This is a genomic window from Paraburkholderia sp. BR10141 (genome assembly GCF_056155635.1).
In genome coordinates, this window is the sequence record NZ_JBMIQH010000103.1 from 1 (window position 1) to 2244 (window position 2244).

2 protein-coding genes are annotated in these 2244 nt (G+C 58.7%); both read right to left on the reverse strand.

Annotation, left to right across the window (positions count from 1 at the left end):
- Positions 1-1015 (reverse strand): IS5 family transposase (locus ACOJB8_RS40950; RefSeq protein WP_475017936.1); only part of this gene is annotated, 1015 nt, incomplete at its 3' end.
- Positions 1016-1217: 202 nt separating this feature from the next.
- A complete protein-coding gene (locus tag ACOJB8_RS40955) occupies positions 1218-2204 on the reverse strand; it encodes an IS110 family RNA-guided transposase (protein WP_475017938.1) in 987 nt (328 codons plus the stop codon).
- Between the last annotated feature and the right edge of the window lie 40 nt (positions 2205-2244).

Here is a 2244-nt window from a genome sequence, read left to right on the forward strand (position 1 = left end):
TCAAGCCACGCACCATCACCTGGCGCATGCGCCCCACGGTCTTGGCCCAGCCGAAGCCTTGTTCGATCAACTTGCGCTTTTGCTGAGAAACGGCGTAGCCCGCGCTCGATGCAATCGTGTCGGGCACTGCTGAACGTCGCCCCGAGGTGTTTTGCGCAACGTGCGGTGTGACCTTCATCTGTTGGCACGCCTCAATGAATTCCAGTGCGTCGTAACCCTTGTCCGCACCCAACGTAATTTCTACGTCCGGATCCTCTGCCGCTTGCCGTGCGTCGTGGATCATGATCTTGGCTGCTTCACGCTCGGCATGCCCGTCGGCGTGTGTCACGCGCGCATTGACCACCAGGCCGTGCCGGTTATCGGTCAGCGTATGGCCCATGTACCGCAATTCACTGGCCGTTTTGCCTTTGCGATAGAGCCTTGCATCGGGATCGGTCCTGGACTGATGTGTCTCGTTGCTGCGTTTGTCGCCCTTGAAGCCGCCCGCGCCGCCACCGTCGCCGTCCCGATCGTCGCCGTTCTTGTGTACAAAACTCTTGTGCCCGGCCCACGCCTGGATCAACGTTCCGTCCACGCTGAAATGCTCACCCGAGAGCAGGCACTTCTTCTGGGCGATGGCCACCACCTCGTTGAAAAATGCGATCACCGCATCGTGTCTGATCAGACGCTCGCGGTTCTTCGTAAAGACCGTGGGCACCCACACCTCGTCATCCATTGCCAGGCCGATGAACCAGCGAAACAAGAGGTTGTATTGCACCTGCTCCATCAGTTGGCGCTCCGAGCGAATGCTGTAGAGCACCTGGATTAGCATGGCTCGCAGCAACTTCTCCGGCGCGATGCTCGGCCGTCCACCTTTTATGTCCGCTTCGTACATCTCGGCGAACAGTCGATCCATCTTCGCCAGCGCTTCGTTCGCCATTACGCGGATCGAACGCAACGGATGCGACTTGGGGACGAAGTCGTCCAGCTTGCGCACGGAAAACAAACTCTCGGTGAAAGTGTCGGCGCCGCGCATGATCTCCAGTGGGTAAGTGATTGTTCATCTATCAACGCTTCACGAACTCTGCGCGATGACATGTTTCACCGGTACTTCAGCAACCTGCTAAGTCCGCGCAGGTTCTGTCGTCGACGGTCCGACCTGTTTGCCATCGAATCAAATCACTTGTGCAACCAATGAAGAGGTCAAGCTACGACACCCGATGTGACCGGGATTCCGCTCATACCGGCGGCGCATACTCCTGACCGCGTGCGAGCAACACCCAGATCGTTCTGGCAATCTTGTTCGCGAGTGCGACGACAGCGACGTTTGTTCCGCGACGCGCCTGGACCTCAAGTATCCATCGGGAGAGTTTGTCTGTATGCCTTACGGCTTGCTGGACAACCGATCGCGCACCATGTACCAGCAGCATCCGCAGATACCCGTTACCGCGCTTCGTAATACCGAACAGACGATCTTTGCCGCCTGACGAGTGTTGACGTGGCGTCAGGCCAAGCCACGCTGCAAACTGCCGACCGTTTGAGAACTCGGAGGCGCTGCCGGCTGCGGCAATGACGCCGGTTGCGATCATCGGTCCGACACCACGGATCTGCTCGAGGCGCTTGCTTATGGGCGATGCCTTGTGCACTTTCTGGATCAGATTGTCATACCTCGCGATCTGCCTATCGAGCAAAGCAAGTCGCTCGTACATGTCGCGCATCATTGTTCGCGTCAGTCCTGTCAGCTCGTTGTGCTCGTTATCGATGATCGCGGGGAGTTGTGTCCGCACTTTTAGCGGCGTTTGCGCAATAACCACACCGTATTCAGCCAGCAAGCCTCGAATCTGATTGATCTGCGCGATGCGATCGCGCATCAACAGACTGCGGATTCGGTGCATGGACTGGATGTCTTGCTGCTCGACGCTGTTGACTGCGACGTAGCGCATTGTCGGACGAGATGCCGCTTCAACAATCGCCTCCGCATCGTTTCGATCGTTCTTCTGGGATTTGACGAACGGCTTGACGAACCGCGGGGCGATGATCTGGACCTGATGCCCCATTGCCGAGAACCGCCGAGCCCAGTAATGTGCTCCACCACAAGCTTCCATCACAATGCGGCAGCACGGCAGGCAGACGACCGCCTCCAGGAGCTTGTTGCGGCTGACACGCCGGCTCAGTGCCGGGTGGCCGCGCTCGTCAACGCCGTACAGCTGGTCGGGTAGCAGCAGCGCATTACTGCGCCACCGCCCCCTGAGAACCGGACGGGCG